Source organism: Terrabacter sp. 05T424 (assembly GCF_056396225.1).
Genome location: NZ_JBFTLB010000019.1, coordinates 20631 through 36934, shown reverse-complemented (window position 1 = coordinate 36934; position 16304 = coordinate 20631). Strand labels below are relative to the sequence as shown.

15 protein-coding genes are annotated in these 16304 nt (G+C 71.5%); all 15 read right to left on the bottom strand.

Annotated elements, in window-relative coordinates:
- Positions 1-373: 373 nt before the first annotated feature.
- Entirely contained in the window at positions 374-1633 is a 1260-nt protein-coding gene (tyrS, locus tag AC1DE0_RS22305) for a tyrosine--tRNA ligase (RefSeq protein WP_478105806.1), read from the bottom strand.
- A 135-nt stretch (positions 1634-1768) separates the two neighbouring features.
- Positions 1769-2401, bottom strand: a complete 633-nt coding sequence (locus AC1DE0_RS22300) for a DNA-3-methyladenine glycosylase (RefSeq protein WP_478105804.1) — start codon at positions 2399-2401, stop codon at positions 1769-1771.
- Positions 2402-2447: 46 nt separating this feature from the next.
- Positions 2448-3899: an argininosuccinate lyase gene (gene argH / locus AC1DE0_RS22295; RefSeq protein WP_478105802.1), complete on the bottom strand. Its 1452-nt coding sequence runs from the start codon at positions 3897-3899 to the stop codon at positions 2448-2450.
- A 70-nt stretch (positions 3900-3969) separates the two neighbouring features.
- A complete protein-coding gene (gene argR, locus AC1DE0_RS22290) occupies positions 3970-4455 on the bottom strand; it encodes an arginine repressor (RefSeq protein ID WP_478105800.1) in 486 nt (161 codons plus the stop codon).
- The gene (locus tag AC1DE0_RS22285) at positions 4452-5642 is read right to left on the bottom strand and encodes an acetylornithine transaminase (protein WP_478105798.1); all 1191 of its coding nucleotides are present in this window, start codon (positions 5640-5642) and stop codon (positions 4452-4454) included. Before AC1DE0_RS22285 ends, argR begins: the two co-directional genes overlap by 4 nt.
- Positions 5639-6658 carry an acetylglutamate kinase gene (argB, locus tag AC1DE0_RS22280; RefSeq protein ID WP_478105796.1) on the bottom strand — a complete coding sequence of 340 codons (1020 nt, stop codon included), beginning with the start codon at positions 6656-6658 and terminating at the stop codon, positions 5639-5641. The genes AC1DE0_RS22285 and argB overlap by 4 nt, the downstream gene beginning before the upstream one ends.
- Entirely contained in the window at positions 6655-7815 is a 1161-nt protein-coding gene (argJ, locus tag AC1DE0_RS22275) for a bifunctional glutamate N-acetyltransferase/amino-acid acetyltransferase ArgJ (RefSeq protein ID WP_478105794.1), read from the bottom strand. The genes argB and argJ overlap by 4 nt, the downstream gene beginning before the upstream one ends.
- Entirely contained in the window at positions 7812-8858 is a 1047-nt protein-coding gene (gene argC, locus AC1DE0_RS22270; RefSeq protein ID WP_478105810.1) for an N-acetyl-gamma-glutamyl-phosphate reductase, read from the bottom strand. The genes argJ and argC overlap by 4 nt, the downstream gene beginning before the upstream one ends.
- 43 nt (positions 8859-8901) lie before the next feature.
- Positions 8902-11460, bottom strand: coding sequence for a phenylalanine--tRNA ligase subunit beta (pheT, locus tag AC1DE0_RS22265; RefSeq protein ID WP_478105792.1), 2559 nt, complete (start codon positions 11458-11460; stop codon positions 8902-8904).
- A 1-nt stretch (position 11461) separates the two neighbouring features.
- Positions 11462-12571, bottom strand: a complete 1110-nt coding sequence (gene pheS, locus AC1DE0_RS22260) for a phenylalanine--tRNA ligase subunit alpha (protein ID WP_478105790.1) — start codon at positions 12569-12571, stop codon at positions 11462-11464.
- Positions 12572-12667: 96 nt separating this feature from the next.
- On the bottom strand, positions 12668-13795 hold the full coding sequence (locus tag AC1DE0_RS22255) for a sensor histidine kinase (RefSeq protein WP_478105788.1): 1128 nt from the start codon (positions 13793-13795) through the stop codon (positions 12668-12670).
- Positions 13796-13833: 38 nt separating this feature from the next.
- Positions 13834-14637: a TrmH family RNA methyltransferase gene (locus AC1DE0_RS22250; RefSeq protein WP_478105786.1), complete on the bottom strand. Its 804-nt coding sequence runs from the start codon at positions 14635-14637 to the stop codon at positions 13834-13836.
- A gap of 52 nt (positions 14638-14689) precedes the next feature.
- A complete protein-coding gene (gene rplT, locus AC1DE0_RS22245; RefSeq protein WP_478105784.1) occupies positions 14690-15088 on the bottom strand; it encodes a 50S ribosomal protein L20 in 399 nt (132 codons plus the stop codon).
- A 94-nt stretch (positions 15089-15182) separates the two neighbouring features.
- Positions 15183-15377: a 50S ribosomal protein L35 gene (rpmI, locus tag AC1DE0_RS22240; RefSeq protein WP_020144695.1), complete on the bottom strand. Its 195-nt coding sequence runs from the start codon at positions 15375-15377 to the stop codon at positions 15183-15185.
- A gap of 105 nt (positions 15378-15482) precedes the next feature.
- Positions 15483-16124, bottom strand: coding sequence for a translation initiation factor IF-3 (gene infC / locus AC1DE0_RS22235; RefSeq protein ID WP_478105782.1), 642 nt, complete (start codon positions 16122-16124; stop codon positions 15483-15485).
- Between the last annotated feature and the right edge of the window lie 180 nt (positions 16125-16304).

The following is a 16304-nucleotide window of genomic DNA, read 5'->3' as shown; positions in this document are numbered from 1 at the left end:
AGCCTCCGGGGCAACCCTTCAAACTTACCCGCCTCACACTTGGGAGTCAAACCCGCGAACCAGCCTTCAGACCGTCCAGATTCAACCCGCTTGGTGCCAGCGGCTCCTACCCTCCAAAGCCTACCGGATCAACCAGTGTGCTTCGGACCTTCTGTCAACCCCGGGACCGGCCTGCTTCGCCTCACGATGACTCGCGCTGCGGTGGTGTCCGTTCCTCCCTGTCGGGCTGACGTAGAGAACATTAACCGGGCCTCCGCGGAAAACACAAATCCACCCACCCCCGAGACCCGCAAAGGGGCGGATCCCGTTGTGTCACAACGAGATCCGCCCCTTTGCACGCGCTCAGAGCGCCGATCCGGCCGCTACGGCGCGCTCAGCCTCGCCTGGCAGCGGCGAGGTTGCGCCGCCCGCGCTTGATCACCGCGACGGCGCCGTGCAGGAAGTCGTCCTCCCCCAGCACCTGGTCGGGGTCGGTGACCTTGACGTTGTTGAGTGACGCTCCCCCTTCACCGATGGCTCGCCTCGCCCCGTTGCGCGAGTCGACGAGGCCCACCGCGACGAGCGCGTCGACGAGCGATGTGCCCACGGCGACGTGGGCACCGGGAAGCTCCGCGGTCGCGTCACCAAGGGTCCGCGGGTCGAGCCCGGTGAGGTCGCCCTTGCCGAACAACGCCTCGGACGCCGCCTGCACCGCCGCCGTGGCCTCCGCTCCGTGCACCAGCGTCGTCACGTCAGCCGCCAGGGCACGCTGCGCGGCCCGACGGAATGGCTCCTCGGCCACCTGACGCTCGAGCTCGACGATCTCCTCGCGCGAGCGGTCGCTCAAGGCCTTGAGCATGGCAACCACCGAGGCGTCCTCGACGTTGAGGAAATACTGGTAGAAGGCGTACGCGCTCGTCATGTCGGCACTGAGCCATACGGCGTTGCCCTCCGACTTGCCGAACTTGCGTCCGGTCGAGTCGACGAGCAACGGCGTGGCGAGCGCATGCACCGACGCACCCTCGACGCGATGGACGAGATCCACGCCGGCCGTGATGTTGCCCCACTGGTCGCTGCCACCGATCTGCAGCCTGCACCCCCGGCTGCGGTACAGCTCGAGGTAGTCCAGGGCCTGCAGCATCTGGTAGCTGAACTCGGTGTACGAGATCCCCTGATCGCTCTCGAGGCGCCGGGCCACCGCCTCCTTGCGGATCATCTGGTTGACCCGGAAGTGGCGGCCCACGTCGCGCAGGAAGTCGAGCGCACTCATGGGCGCCGTCCAGTCGAGGTTGTTGACCAGGGTGGCCGGGTTGTCCCCGTCGAAGTCGAGGAGCGGTGCGACGAGCTGCTGGATGCGCGCTACCGATTCCGCAATGGTCCCCTTGTCCTGCAGGACACGCTCGGCATCGGGCTTCGGATCACCGATGAGCCCGGTCGACCCGCCGACGAGGCAGATCACGCGGTGGCCCGCCGCCTGCATCCGCCGGAGCACGGACAGCTGGACGAAGTTGCCGAAGTGGAGGGAGGGCGCGCTGGGGTCGAAGCCGCAGTACACGGTGATCGGCCCCTCGGCGAGGTCCTGACGCAGCGTCGCCTCATCGGTGGACTGCGCCACCAGGCCGCGCCACTGCAGCTCGTCGAAGATGTCCGTCACGGGTATCGGTGTCCTCTCGGTCGGGCGGGCTCCCTGCCCGCCGCGGCCAAGCCTGCCGTATGCCGCCCTGCCGCAGCCACCGAGTACCGCCCGTTGACCCGGGGGCCGGCCTGACCACGGCAGACCGCGGCTGAGTCAGCGTCGCTTGCGCACGACGCCCGGCCGGTAGGCCGACACACTGGGCTCGCCGTCGACCCAGAAGCGCCAGGGGTAGGCGGCGCCGTCGCCCCCCGGTCCGCTGACCCCGACGCGCGGCCCGACGCAGACGTCGGTGGGGGCCACCTGCTCCCCCGCGCTCACGACGAGGTCGATGGGATCGCCGACGGGCGGACGGCAGAAGTCGCGGCCGGTCTGCTCGCGCCCCATCGCGAGAGCCTGTCCGATACGGCCAGGTCCGCGCGCCCAGTCGCGCTCACGCACGGGGCCTCGTCGGGCGCGGACGAGGTCGTGGCCCTCGACCACCTCGCCGGCGCGCACGAGGACCGCCGACGCGCTACCGACCTCACCCACGACGAGGTTGACGCACCAGTGGTGGCCGTAGGTGAAGTAGACGTAGGTGAAGCCGGGCGGCCCGAACATCGGGCGGGTGCGAGGGGTCTCCCCGCGGTAGGCGTGCGATCCGGGGTCCACATCCCCGGCGTACGCCTCGAGCTCGGTGAGGCGCAGCGTGACCCCGCCGTACGAGAGGTGGCGACCGAGCAGGTCTGGCGCAACCTCCACCGACGGGCGGGCGAAGAAGTCCCGTCGCAGGCGTTCGTCAGCGCTCACGTCGTCACCGTAGCCGCGGGCGGCGACGGTCGAACCTGGTGGCACGTCAGACGCCGGCGTCGACCCAGGTTCGGGCGAGCGCCGTCCGCTCTGTGGCGGCGACGAGCTGCTCGCCGACGCGGACCGGGGCGGTGCCGCCCACGGCGTCTCGGGACGCGAGCGAGCCCTCCACGGAGAGGACGCTTCGCACCTCGGGCGTCAGGTGCTCGCTGATGCGCCCGAAGTCGTCGTCGGTGAGATCCCACAGCTCGATGCCGCGGGCCTCGCAGTCGCGGACGCACGCCCCTGCCACTTCGTGGGCGACCCGGAACGGCACGCCCTCGCGCACGAGCCACTCGGCGATGTCGGTGGCGAGCGCGAAACCCTGCGGGGCCAGGGACTCGAGCCGCTCGGTGTGGAAGGTCAGGGTTGCGACCATGCCGGAGAACGCCGGGAGGAGCACCTCGAGGGTGTCGACCGCGTCGAAGACGGGCTCCTTGTCCTCCTGGAGGTCGCGGTTGTAGGCGAGCGGCAGCGCCTTCAGCGTCGTGAGGAGGCCTGCGAGGTCGCCGACGAGGCGGCCGGCCTTGCCGCGGGCGAGCTCTGCGACGTCGGGGTTCTTCTTCTGCGGCATGATGCTCGACCCGGTGGAGTAGGCGTCGTCGAGGGTGATGAAGGAGAACTCCTTGGTGGCCCAGATGACGACCTCCTCGGCGATCCGGGAGATGTCGACCGCCGTCATCGCCGCGACGAACGCGAACTCGGCCACGAAGTCTCGCGAGGCCGTGCCGTCGATCGAGTTCTCGACGGCACGGGCGAACCCGAGGTCCTTCGCGACGAGCTCGGGGTCGAGGCCGAGCGACGAGCCGGCGAGGGCGCCGGAGCCGTAGGGCGAGGCGTCGGTGCGGGCGTCCCAGTCGCGCAGCCGGTCGACGTCGCGCAGCAGCGCCCAGGCGTGCGCCAGGAGGTGGTGGCTGAGCAGCACCGGCTGCGCGTGCTGCAGGTGGGTCCGGCCCGGCATCGAGACGCCGAGGTGCTGCTTCGCCTGCGCCACGAGGGCGTCGACGACGTCGAGCACGAGCCCGCCGACGACGCGTGCGTGCTCTCGCAGGTACATGCGGAAGAGGGTCGCCACCTGGTCGTTGCGCGAGCGCCCGGCTCGGAGGCGGCCACCGAGGTCCGGGCCCACCCCCTCGATGAGGCCGCGCTCGAGGGCGGTGTGGACGTCCTCGTCGTCCTCGGCCGGCACGAAGGCACCCGAGACGACATCGGCCTCGAGCCGGTCGAGGCCGTCGAGCATGGCTGCCAGGTGCTCCTGCGTGAGCAGCCCGGCGGCGTGCAGCACCCGCGCGTGCGCCCGGGAGCCCGCGATGTCGTGCGGGGCGAGGCGCCAGTCGAAGTGGGTGCTCTTGGACAGGGCGGCGAGCGCCTTGTCCGGACCACCGGCGAAGCGGCCGCCCCAGAGGCTGACGCGGGCGGCGCCCTGCTCGCCGGTGCCGGTGGGGACGTCGGTGGTCATGGTGGTGCCTCCTGGAGTGGACGGTGTTGGAGTCGTGCGTCTCGTTCGCGTGCCGCCGGCTGTGCCCGCGTCAGTCGCGCGTGCCGACGAGGGCCTGGAGCCGCTCGGCGACGGCGACGGCCTGCTTCGCGCCCGCCGTGACGATCATGATCGTGTCATCGCCGGCGATGGTGCCGACGACCTCGGGGTCTCGCGCCTGGTCGATGGCCGACGCGAGGTAGTTGGCGGCGCCCGGTGGGGTGCGGAGCACGACGAGGCTCTGCGCCGCCGTGGCCGAGACGAGCAGCTCCTCGCAGGTGCGGCGCAGCCGGGCCGACGCGGCATCGCCGATCGAGCCGACGGCGGTCACCTCGCCGCCCTCGCCCGGGACGGCATACACGAGGGCACGGCCACGGCGTACCTTGACGGCGCCGAGCTCGACGAGGTCGCGCGACAGGGTCGCCTGGGTGACCTCGGTGCCCTCGGCGACGAGCAGGTCGGACAGCTCGCCCTGGCTGTGGACGGCGTTGGCTCCGAGGAGCTCGACGATGCGGCGCTGACGCTGGGTGCGGCTCACGCTGTGGCCTCCCCCGCCCGGGCGGCGTCGAGGATCGCCGGGAGGGCGTCGAGGAAGCCACCCAGCTCGCTCTCGGAGATGACGAGCGGCGGCGCGAGACGGATCGCCGTGGGCGTGACGGCGTTGACGATGAAGCCGGCCTCGCGCGCGGCTGCCATTACGGCTGCCGAAGGTATGCCGTCGAGCTCGATGGCCCGCAGCAGCCCACGACCGCGCGTGCCGGCGACGCCGTCCAGGTGGAGCTCGTCGAGCAGGGCGCCGACCTCGCGGACGTGCTCGAGGAGGCCGTCGCGCTCGATGGTGTCGAGCACCGCGAGGCCTGCCGCGCACGCCAGGGGGTTGCCGCCGAACGTCGTGCCGTGCTGGCCGGCGGCCAGCATCTGCGTGACCGCAGGACCGAAGGTGACCAGGGCGCCGATGGGAACTCCGCCGCCGAGGCCTTTCGCCAGGGTCATCGCGTCGGGGACGACGCCGGAGGGCTGGTGGGCGAACCAGTTTCCGGTGCGGCCGATGCCGGTCTGGATCTCGTCGAGCACGAGCAAAGCGCCGTGCCGGGACGTGGCATCCCGCGCTGCCCGAAGGTAGTCGGCCGTCAGCTCGCGCACGCCGGCCTCGCCCTGGATCGGCTCGAGGAAGACCGCGGCGGTCGTCTCGTCCACTGCCGACGTCAGCGCTTCGACGTCGTTGGGCGGGACGAAGACCACGCCGGGGATGAGCGGCTCGAAGGGCTCGCGGTAGGCCGGCTTGTGGGTGAGTGCCAGCGCGCCGGTCGAACGACCGTGGAAGGAGCCCTCGAGGGCGACGATGCGGCTGCGTCCGGTGCGGCGCGACAGCTTGACGGCCGCCTCGGTCGCTTCGGTGCCGGAGTTGGCGAAGAAGACCCCGGAGCCGGCCGGCGCGGCGCTCACGGACAGGATCCGCTCGGCCAGCGCGATGGCCGGCTCGGAGGTGAAGAAGTTCGAGACGTGGATCGCCGACTCGGCCTGCTTGGCGACTGCCTGCACCAGCGCCGGGTGGCCGTGGCCGAGCGCGTTGACGGCGATGCCCGAGAGCAGGTCGAGGTAGCGCTTGCCGTCGACGTCGGTGACCCAGCAGCCGTGGCCCTCGGCGAGGACGAGCTGCGGGGTGCCGAAGACCTGCACCATCGCGCCGGCGTAGCGCCCGAGCAGGTCGCTTCCGGTCGTCATGCGTCCTCCTGTGCGGACTGGGCGGAACGGCCGGACTGGCCGGACTGGTCTGGCCCGCGCAGCGAACCGGTGATCTCGGGCAGCACCATGGTGCCGATCCCCTCGTCGGTGAAGATCTCGAGGAGGATCGAGTGGGGCTTGCGCCCGTCGACGACGTGCGTCTGCGGCACTCCCCCCTCGACGGCCCGGATGCAGGCCTCGAGCTTGGGCACCATGCCGTGGTCGACGCGCGACAGCAGCTCGTGTGCCGCACTCACCGTGATCGTCGAGAGCAGTGAGCTGCGGTCGGGCCAGCTGGCGTAGATGCCCTCGACGTCGGTGAGGACGACAAGCTTCTCGGCGCCCAGCGCGACGGCGATGGCGGCCGCGGCGGTGTCGGCGTTGACGTTGAGCACCTGGCCGTCGACGTCGAGGTCGGGGGCGACGGTGGAGACGACGGGGACGCGCCCGGCGTCGAGGATGTCGATGATCGCCGAGGGGTTGACGCTCTCGACGTCGCCGACGAGACCGAGGTCGACCTCCTCGCCGTCGACGACGGTGCCACGGCGCCGGGCCCCGAGCAGGCCGGCGTCCTCGCCCGAGAGCCCGACCGCGATGGGGCCGTGCTGGTTGAGCAGCCCGACGAGCTCGCGGCCGACCTGACCGGTGAGCACCATCCGCACGACGTCCATCACCTCGGGCGTGGTCACCCGCAGACCGCCCTTGAACTCGCTCTCGAGGCCGACCCGCTCGAGCATCGCCTTGATCTGCGGGCCGCCGCCGTGCACCACGACCGGGCGCAGGCCGGCATACCTGAGGAAGGCGATGTCCTCGGCGAACGCGGCCTTGAGGTCGTCGTCGACCATGGCGTTGCCGCCGTACTTCACGACGACGAGCGCGCCCCGGAACCGCTCGAGCCAGGGCAGCGCCTCGACGAGCGTGGCGGCCTTGCCGGCGGCGACGCGGATGGCGGCGGCGTCGATGAGGCCGCGCAGGTTGCCCTGCGTGGTGGTCTGGCGGGTCGCGTCGGAGCTCATGTGCTGTAGGCCGAGTTCTCGTGGACGTAGTCGTGGGTGAGGTCGTTGGTCCAGACCGTGGCGGTCTCGGACCCGGCATGGAGGTCGACGAGGACGTGGACCTCGCGCGGCGCGAGGTCCACGAGAGAGCGGTCGTCGCCGACGCCTCCCGCCCGGCAGACCCGGACGCCGTTCATCGTCACGTCGAGCGAGCTCGGGTCGAAGGCGGCCCGGGTGGTGCCCACGGCGGCGAGCACGCGGCCCCAGTTGGGGTCGTTGCCGAAGATCGCGCACTTGAACAGGTTGTTGCGGGCCACGGCGCGGGCCACCTCGAGCGCGTCGTCGACCGAGGCGGCACCCGTCACCTCGATCGCGATGTCGTGCGCCGCACCCTCGGCGTCGGCGATGAGCTGTCGCGCGAGGTCGGACGAGACCGTCGTCAGGGCGTCTGTGAGGGCCTTGCGGTCGGCGTGCACGCCAGAGGCTCCGGAGGCGAGGACGACGACGGTGTCGTTGGTCGACATGCAGGCGTCCGAGTCGATGCGGTCGAAGGAGACTGCGGTGGCGGAGCGCAGGGCCGCCTCGAGGTCAGCTGGATCGACGACGGCGTCGGTGGTGAGGACGACGAGCATCGTCGCGAGCGCGGGGGCCAGCATGCCCGCCCCCTTGGCCATGCCGGACACCGACCACCCGTCACCGGCGTGGCCGGCGACCTTGTGCACGGTGTCGGTGGTCTTGATGGCGACCGCGGCGGCCTCGTGGCCGTCGGCCGACAGTGCGGCCGCGGCCGCGTCGGTGCCGGCGAGGATCTTGTCCATCGGCAGCAGCTCGCCGATGAGTCCCGTCGAGCAGACGACGACGTCGCCGGCCGAGACGCCGAGCACCTCGGCGACGTGCTCGGCGGTGCGGTGCGTGTCGAGGAAGCCCTGGGCGCCGGTGCAGGCGTTCGCGCCGCCGGAGTTGAGCACGACGGCATCGGCACGGCCGTCAGCGACGACCTGCCGCGACCACGTGACCGGGGCTGCTTCGACGCGGTTGCTCGTGAAGACGGCCGCCGCGTGGTGGTCTGGGCCGTCGTTGACGACCAGGGCAAGGTCGGGAGTGCCGCTGGCCTTGAGACCCGCGGTGACCCCCGAAGCCCGGAAACCGGCGGGGAGCTGCACGTCAGAGGTGTTCACGGCGCCACCCCCGCCATGGGGAGGCCGAGGGTCTCGTCGAGGCCCAGGGCGATGTTGGCGCACTGCACCGCTGCGCCCGCCGTGCCCTTGGTGAGGTTGTCGACGGCCGAGACGACCACGACGCGGCGCAGGCGCTCGTCGACCGCGACCTGCATCTGGACGTGGTTGCTGCCGATGACGGATGCGGTGGTGGGCCAGGTGCCCTCGCGCAGCACGTGGACGAAGGGCTCTGCCGCGTATGCCTTCTCCCACGCCTCGCGCACTGAAGCCGGGTCGGCATCGGGCCGCAACCGCGACGTGCAGGTTGCCAGGATGCCGCGCGGCATGGGTGCGAGCGTGGGCGTGAACGAGACGGTGACCGGCTCGCCCGCGGCCCGGCCGAGGTTCTGCTCGATCTCCGGGGTGTGCCGGTGCCCACCGCCGACTCCGTAGGGCGACATCGAGCCCATCACCTCGCTGCCCAGCAGGTGGGGCTTGAGGGACTTACCGGCGCCGGACGTGCCGGAGGCCGCGACCACGACGACGTCGTCGGGCTCGAGCAGCCCGGCGGCGAAGCCGGGGGCGAGGGCGAGGGAGATGCCCGTCGGGTAGCAGCCCGGCACGGCGATCCGCCGTGCGCCCGACAACCGCTCGCGCTGGATCGACCCGGCAGGCCCCGGGAGCTCGGGCAACCCGTAGGGCCACGAGCCGGCATACGCCGTGTCGTAGAAGGCGTTCCAGGCCGACTCGGACTCGAGCCGGAAGTCGGCCCCGCAGTCGATGACGACGACCGAGTCGGGCAGCTGCGCGGCCAACGCGCCCGAGTGGCCGTGCGGCAGCGCGAGGAAGACGACGTCGTGGCCCGACAGCGTCTCGACGGTGGTCGCCTCGAGCACACGCTCGGCGAGCGGCACGAGGTTCGGGTGCACAGCGCCGAGCCGCTCCCCCGCGCTGCTCGCCGCTGTGACGGCTCCGACCTCGAACTGCGGGTGGGCGAGCAGCAGCCGGAGGATCTCTCCTCCGGCGTAGCCGCTCGCCCCCGCCACTGCTGCCCTGATCACAATGCATGACTATACACGACCATGCATATTCGTGCATGGCTGGCTTTCAGCGCTGGACGGCTCCGGTCGCCGAGGCGGCGGCCAACACGGCCGCGTCGCGGAAGCCGTTGACCTCGTCGGTGGTCAGCGTGCGGTCGGACGCCCGGAACGTCAGCCGGTAGGCCAGCGACTTGCGGCCCGCCTCGACGTGCTCGCCCTCGTAGACGTCGAACAGGGCGACCGACTCGAGCGCCTCGCCCGCGCCGGAGCGCAGGGCCGTCTCGACGTCCGCCGCTGCGACGTCGGCACCGACGAGCAGGGCCACGTCGGTGAGCGCTGGCGGGAACGTCGAGAACCCGCGCGCCTGGACCGGCTCGGCGCTGGCCGCGATGAGGACGTCGACGTCGATCTCTGCGGCCACGGTGCGCTCGGGCAGCTCGAGCGCGGCCACCACCTTCGGATGCAGCTCGCCGGCGTGACCGACGAGGGTGCCGTCCGGCAACGCGATGCGCGCGCACCGTCCGGGGTGCCACGGTGCGTGGTCGGGGTCGTTCGCGACGACGACTGGCACGGCGAGGGCCGCGGCGACGGTCTGGACCGCGGCGACCATGTCGCTCCAGTCGGCCGCTCGACCGGGGCCCCACCAACCGGCAGGCTCGGCCTGGCCGGTCGCGAGGATGCCGGCGCGGCGCGGCTGAGCCGGCACCGCGGCGTACAGCCGCTCGAGGGTCTCGGCGTCGGGCCGGGCGGCCACGCTCGGGATCGGCGCCGTGCCCAACGGGCCGCCGGGACGGAAGACGAGACCCAGCTCGTAGATCGCGACGTCCTTCTGGCCGCGAGCCACGTTGCGGCGCAGCGTGTCGACGAGGCTCGCGAGGACCGACGTGCGCAGCAGCGGACGCTCCTCGGAGAGCGGGTTGGCCAGGCGGACTGCCTGGCGGCGGTCGTCGTCGGCCGGCAGCATGAGCTGGTCGGCGAGCCCCTCGGCGACGAAGGGGTAGCTGAGCACCTCGGTGAGCCCGGCACCGGCGAGCGCGTCGGCCACGACACGGCGGGCCCTCTGGGCGTGGGTCAGGCCGCGGCCCTCGGTGGGGGTCGGCGTGATCGACGGGATGTTGTTGTAGCCGTCGATCCGCGCGACCTCCTCGGCGTAGTCGGGCGCGTCGACGAGGTCGGGACGCCACGACGGCGGCGTKACGAGGACGTGCGGGTCGTCAGTGCCGGGGCCGTGCTCGTCGACGGTGCACCCGAGGTCACGCAGGATGCCGACGACCTGGTCGCGGGAGTAGTCGACGCCGACGATGCGCGCCGGCTCGGTGACGTCGAGGCGGTAGGCGACGCGGTCGGTCGTGCGGTCGACGTCGGTGACGCCCGGGTCGACGGCGCCACCTCCGTGCTCGACGAGGAGGTCGACCGCGAGCTGGGCGGCGGCCGCCGTCACCTTCGGGTCGACGCCGCGCTCGAAGCGCTTCGAGGCCTCGGTGATGAGACGGTGGCGGCGGGAGGAGCGCGCGACCGTCGTCGGGTCGAAGTGCGCGGCCTCGATGAGCACGTCGGTGGTCGAGTCGGACACCTCGGACGACGCGCCACCCATGACACCCGCGATGGCGAGCGGCTGCTCGCCACCGTCGGTGATGAGCAGGTCGTCGACGTGCAGCGAGCGCTCGACGTCGTCGAGGGTCGTGAGCTTCTCGCCGACGCGCGCGCGGCGCACGACGACGGACCCGGAGAGCCTCTCGACGTCGAAGGCGTGCAGCGGCTGGCCGACGGCGAGCATGACGTAGTTGGTCACGTCGACGGACAGCGAGATGGGTCGCATACCCGCCTGGGTCAGCCGGCGGGCCATCCACGACGGCGTCTGTCGGGTCGGGTCGATGCCGCGGACGATGCGCGCGACGTAACGGTCGCAGCCCTCGTTGCCGTCGATGGGCGAGTCGTCCTTGAGCTCGACGGTGTAGCCGTCGCTGTTGGCTTCGGGGGTCGCCACGTCTGCGGGGTCACGGAAGCCGCCCTCGGGGCTGCCCTGGGCGTGCCAGTACTCGCGGGCGAGCCCGCGCAGCGAGAAACAGTAGCCACGGTCGGGGGTCACGTTGGTCTCGACCGTCTCGTCGGCCAGCCCGAGCAGGGCGATCGCGTCGTCGCCGGGGCTCAGCGTCGCAGCCCGTTCCTCGCCGAGGAGCCGGCTGAGCACGATGATGCCGTCGTGGTCGTGGCCCAGGCCGATCTCGTCCTCGGCGCAGATCATGCCGTTGGACATGCGGCCGTACGTCTTGCGCGCCGAGATCTCGAAACCGCCGGGCAGCACCGCACCGGGGAGCACGACGACGACGAGGTCGCCGACCTCGAAGTTGACGGCTCCGCAGACGATCTCCTGGTGCTTGCCCTCGGTGAGCATCTGGCCGTTCTGCCCCACGTCGACGACGCAGTAGCGGATCGGCTTGCCGTTCTTCTGGACCTGCTCCTCGAGCTCGAGGACACTCCCGACGACGAGCGGACCGGTGATGTCGCCCCCGTGGAGGTCCTCCTCCTCGAGGCCGACGCGGACGAGGCTCGCGGCGACGTCGGCGCCACGCGTCCCGGGCGCGAGGTCGGTGTACTCGGCGAGCCAGCTCAGCGGCGTACGCATGTCAGGCCCCCATCCCGAACTGCTGCGAGAAGCGCGTGTCGCCCTCGACGATCTCGTGCATGCCCTGGACGCCGTGGCGCAGCTGGAGAGCGCGCTCGATGCCCAGCCCGAACGCGAAGCCGGAGTAGACGTCGGGGTCGATGCCGCACGTTCGCAGCACCTTGCGGTTGACCATTCCGGAGCCTCCCAGCTCGATCCAGCCGGAGCCGCCGCAGGTGCGGCACGGCTCGGCGCTGCCCCAGGTCTCCTCGCCGTGGCAGGCGAAGCAGAGGAAGTCGGTCTCCATGCTGGGCTCGGTGAAGGGGAAGTAGTTGGCGCGCACCCGAGTGCGGGTCTCCTCGCCGAACATGATGCGGACGAAGGCGTCGAGCGCGCCGCGCAGGTGGGCCATCGTCAGGCCCTTGTCGATGGCGAGGCACTCGATCTGGTGGAAGACCGGCGTGTGCGTCGCGTCGAGGTCGTCGGTGCGGAACACCTTGCCCGGCGCCACGATGTAGATCGGCGGCTCCTGCTCGAGCATCGTGCGGATCTGGACCGGCGAGGTCTGGGTGCGCAGGACGAGGCCCGAGTCGACCGGGTCGAGGAAGAAGGTGTCCTGCATCTGGCGCGCAGGGTGGTCGGGACCCAGGTTCAGCGCATCGAAGTTGAGCCACTCGCTCTCGAGCTCGGGACCCTCCGCGACCTCCCAGCCCATGCCCACGAAGGCGTCGACGAGGCGTTGGGCCACCAGCTCGATCGGGTGCCGCGCACCCGTCGGACGGCGCAGCGCGGGGACGGTGACGTCGACGCGCTCCTCCACGAGGATGCGCTCGTCGCGCTCGACCTCGAGCTCGGCCTGACGCGCCGAGAGGGCCTGGCCCACTCGTCCACGGGCCTGGCCGACTCGCTTGCCCGCCTCGGCCTTGGCGCTCGGGGGCAGCGCTCCGATCTCACGGTTGGCCAGTGCCAGGGGGCTCTTCTCACCCTGGTGCGCGATGCGCACGGCCTTGAGGTCGTCGAGCGAGGCGGCCGCCGCGATCGCGGTGAGGGCTTCCTGCACGGCGGAGTCGACGTTGGCCGGGTCGAGAGCCGAGACCTCGACGGGGTCGTAGTTCGTGTTGGGTCCGGACATCGGCGTGCGTTCGCTGCTCTCGCTCGGGTGCGGTCGGTTCTGGGCTGCCAGTCTAGGGGCGGCGTCGAACGGGTTTGCCGGCCGCCCGGTCCGCGGTCAGCTGCCGAAGGCCTCGGGCAGACCCGCGGGCAGTCGGACGACGAAGCGGGCGCCACCCGCCTCGTTGTCGGAGACGTGCACGGTGCCCCCGTGGGCCTCGACCAGACCCCGGACCACGTAGAGCCCGAGGCCGGTGCTGGCGTTGGAGGGACCGTGCCAGAAGCGGCCGAAGATCTTTTCGCGGTCGGCCGAGGGGATGCCCTCTCCCTCGTCGTCGACCTCGACCACGACGGACTCCGGTGAGTCGCCGAGCTCTCCGCCGCAGTCGACGGTCACCGTGACCCGTCCGTCGCCGTGGAGCAGCCCGTTCTCGATGAGGTTGAAGAAGATCTGCTCGAGGCGGTCGGTGTCGGCCCACATCTCGGGGAGCCCGCCGGCGGACGCCTGGAGGCCCAGCTGCAGGCGCACCGTGCCGGTGGAGCGGCCGAGCTCGTAGCGGACGACGTGCTTCGACAGCAGCGCGTGCAGGTCGACCGGGCCCCGGCGCAGGTTGAGGTTGTCGGAGTCGAGGCGCGAGATGTCGAGCAGCTCGGTGATGAGTCGGGTGAGCCGTGTCGCGTCTGCCTCGATCGTCTCGATCATGAGGCGCTTCTGCTCGTCGGTGAAGCGTTCCCACCGCCGAAGCAGGCTGCTGGTGAAGCCGGTGACCGACGTCAGCGGTGCGCGCAGCTCGTGCGCCACGGTGGAGAGCACGGTGGCCTGGTCGCGTTCGGCACGCTGGCGCGCCTCGGCGTCGCGCAGCCCGAGCATGACCCGGGCCACGGCGCCGCCGGGGTCGGGGCGGATGTAGCGGGCCGTGACGAGGACGTCGTGTCCCTTGGGCGCGACGAGGAGCTTCTCGCGGTGGCCGGGTCGGCTGGCGAGCCCGTTCCACGGGTCGGTGTGGGCCCACCAGTCACGGCCGTACTTGTCGGTGAGGGGCAGCCCCTCGTCGAGCAGCCGCCCTTCGAGATCGCCCTTCTCGCACTCGAGGATGCGCAGCGCCTCGGAGTTGGCGAACCGGATGCGGCGGTCACCGCCGACGACGACGAGGCCGTCGGGCAGCATCTCGCCCATCATCGCCACCGGGGCCACGGATGCCGCCGACTCGGGGAGGTCGGAACCGGTCCCGTCGGCGGAGGTCATGGCTCCGAGGATAACCACGGGGCCACGGGCGGCGGCGGTCAGCGACGGGCGCGGCGCGCCTCGGCCGAGGCGTACAGGCAGACGGTGGCCGCCATGGCGAGGTTGAGCGACTCGGCGTGGCCGTAGATGGGGACACGGACGACGTCGTCGCAGGCCTCGCGGATCTCCTGGGGCAGGCCCCACGCCTCGTTGCCCATCACCCAGGCGTGCGCGCCCCCGAGGTCGGCGTCGTGCAGCAGGCTGGTGCCGGCCCCGTCGGCGGCGAGCAGCCTGATCCCCCGTGCCCGCAGCGCGTCGAGGATCTCGGGCACCGTCGAGCCCGTGCTCACCGGCAGGTGCCAGAGGGAGCCGACGGTGGAGCGGACGACCTTGCTGTTGTAGATGTCGACGCTCGCGTCGCTGACGACCACGGCGTCGGCCCCGGCCGCGTCGGCCCCCCGGATGACGGTGCCGGCGTTACCGGGGTCGCGCACGTTCGTGAGGACGCACACGAGCGCGTCGGCGGGAAGCCCCGCCAGGGCCACGTCGAGCGGGACGTCGACCATGCGGCATACGGCCGCGATGCCCTGGGGGGACTCGGTGTCGCACATGGCGGCGAGCACCTCGGTGGTCACCTCGTGCACCCACAGCTCGGCGGACCGCGCCGCATCGACGATGGCCGTATGCCGTTCGGCGGCCTCTGGCGTCACGTACACGTCGCGGACGAGATCGGGACGGAAGGCCACCGCCTCGCGGACGGATTGCGGCCCCTCGGCGAGGAACTCGCCGGTGCGCGAACGCACCGAGCGCCGGGACAGCGCCCGGACTGCCTTGACCCGATCGGATCGGGGGTTGGTCAGCACGGGGCGTCCCGGCGCTCGGTGTGCGCTGTGGTGCTCAGAGCGGCGGCGTCGCTCAGGCGGCGTCGCCGGCCTTGGCGTCGGCTGCGTTGACAGCGGCCGGCACGTTGGCGCGCGAGAGCTCGACGAGCGCGGTGAAGGCCGGCGCGTCGTTGACGGCGAGGTCGGCGAGGATCTTGCGGTCGACCTCGACACCGGCGGCCTTGAGGCCCTGCATGAACCGGTTGTAGGTCATGCCGTTGGCGCGGGCCGCAGCGTTGATGCGCTGGATCCAGAGGCGACGGAAGTCACCCTTCTTGGCGCGACGGTCACGGTAGGCGTAACCCAGCGAGTGGGTGACCTGCTCCTTGGCCTTGCGGTAGAGACGCGACCGCTGACCGCGGTAACCGCTGGCGCGCTCGAGAACGACTCGACGCTTCTTCTGGGCGTTGACCGCCCGCTTCACGCGTGCCACGTGAATACTCCTTCTCTGCTCGACGCAGTGCTACTGCTGCTGGCTACCGGGACCCCGGCTGCTCAGCGAGATGCTGATTGGTGGGTGTCCCGGCTCACTTGCCGAGGAGCTTCTTGGCCTTCTTGGCGTCCGGCTTGGCGAGCTCGACGTCGTTCGCGATGGAACGCATCTTCTTGCTCGACTTGTGCTCGAGCAGGTGGCGGCCGCCGGCCTGCTCGCGCATGACCTTGCCGGTGCCGGTGAGGCGGAAACGCTTCTTCGCACCGCTGTGCGTCTTCATCTTCGGCATGGGGGCCGATCTCCTTCGTGTTGCGTGCGTCAGTGGACGTACGTGGTCTGTCGTGCCGGTGGCTCGAGACTGGGCTCACGCCTCCGGCGGGTCATCGCGGGCCGATCACTCGGCGGCTGCGGTGGCCTCGTCGGTCTGCGGGGCGTCGGTCTGCGGGGCGTCGGCCTGCTCGGGTGCGGGCTGCTCGCCCTCGAGCTGCTCGGCTGCTGCCTGCTCGTCCGCCGCCGGGCGCTGGTCGTGCAACTCCCTGGAGCGGCGCTGCTCGGCCTTGGCCTCGGCCTTCTTCTTGGTCGGGCCGATCACCATGATCATGTTTCGGCCGTCCTGCTTCGGGGCCGACTCGACGAAGCCGAGCTCGGCGATGTCCTCGGCGAGGCGCTCGAGCAGACGGCGCCCGAGCTCGGGACGCGACTGCTCGCGTCCGCGGAACATGATCGTCACCTTGACCTTGTCGCCGGCCTTGAGGAACCGCTCGACGTGGCCCTTCTTGGTGCCGTAGTCGTGCGGGTCGATCTTCGGTCGGAGCTTGATCTCCTTGATGACGGTGTTGACCTGGTTCTTGCGCGCTTCCCGTGCCTTCATGGCGGCTTCGTACTTGAACTTGCCGAAGTCCATGAGCTTGGCGACCGGCGGCTTGGCCATGGGGGCCACCTCGACGAGGTCGAGGTTCGCCTCCTCGGCCAGACGCAGCGCGTCCTCGACGCGGACGATGCCGACCTGCTCGCCGTTGGGGCCAACCAAGCGCACTTCCGGGACCCGGATGCGCTCGTTGATGCGAGGCTCGCTGATGTGGTGCTCCTAAGTTCGAGAAATGGGTGACCAGACGGGTACTGCTGTCCTGCTGCGACCACAACGAGAAAAGGGCTCCCCGTGTGTGCACGAGGAGCCCAAGGGTCGCGTATGCCGGACGGTCGCCGTCGCGTCACA

Coding starts and splice junctions, on each gene's coding strand:
- argB (WP_478105796.1), bottom strand. CDS start 6,658: ATGAGCTCCGACGCGACCCGCCAGACCACCACGCAGGGCAACCTGCGC.
- pheS (WP_478105790.1), bottom strand. CDS start 12,571: ATGTCCGGACCCAACACGAACTACGACCCCGTCGAGGTCTCGGCTCTC.
- argH (WP_478105802.1), bottom strand. CDS start 3,899: ATGACCACCGACGTCCCCACCGGCACCGGCGAGCAGGGCGCCGCCCGC.
- AC1DE0_RS22285 (WP_478105798.1), bottom strand. CDS start 5,642: ATGACGACCGGAAGCGACCTGCTCGGGCGCTACGCCGGCGCGATGGTG.
- rpmI (WP_020144695.1), bottom strand. CDS start 15,377: ATGCCGAAGATGAAGACGCACAGCGGTGCGAAGAAGCGTTTCCGCCTC.
- AC1DE0_RS22255 (WP_478105788.1), bottom strand. CDS start 13,795: ATGACCTCCGCCGACGGGACCGGTTCCGACCTCCCCGAGTCGGCGGCA.